Raw genomic sequence first — 241 nt, 5'->3', positions numbered from 1 at the left:
TGAAGATTAGCCGTTAAGTTTAACTGCCAGACCTGCGACATATTCCCCTTGATAACGAGCAATAGACAGTTCTTCCTGGCTGGGCTGGCGTGAACCGTCACCGCCTGCGATGGTGGTTGCGCCGTACGGCGTACCGCCGCGAACCTGTGAAACGTCAAATAATTCCTGCGCTGCGTAGCCAATAGGGACAATTACCATGCCGTGATGCGCAAGGGTCGTCCAGGTGGATGTGATGGTTTGT

General features: G+C 53.9%; 1 protein-coding gene. It reads right to left on the bottom strand.

Annotation, left to right across the window (positions count from 1 at the left end):
- Positions 1–6: 6 nt before the first annotated feature.
- Positions 7–241, bottom strand: a 235-nt coding sequence (locus HMPREF0549_RS09080; protein ID WP_040532105.1) for an NADPH-dependent FMN reductase family protein, incomplete at its 5' end; no start/stop codon positions are given.

The organism is Limosilactobacillus vaginalis DSM 5837 = ATCC 49540, from assembly GCF_000159435.1.
Lineage (GTDB): Bacteria > Bacillota > Bacilli > Lactobacillales > Lactobacillaceae > Limosilactobacillus > Limosilactobacillus vaginalis.
This window is presented reverse-complemented; position numbering and strand designations above follow the sequence as displayed.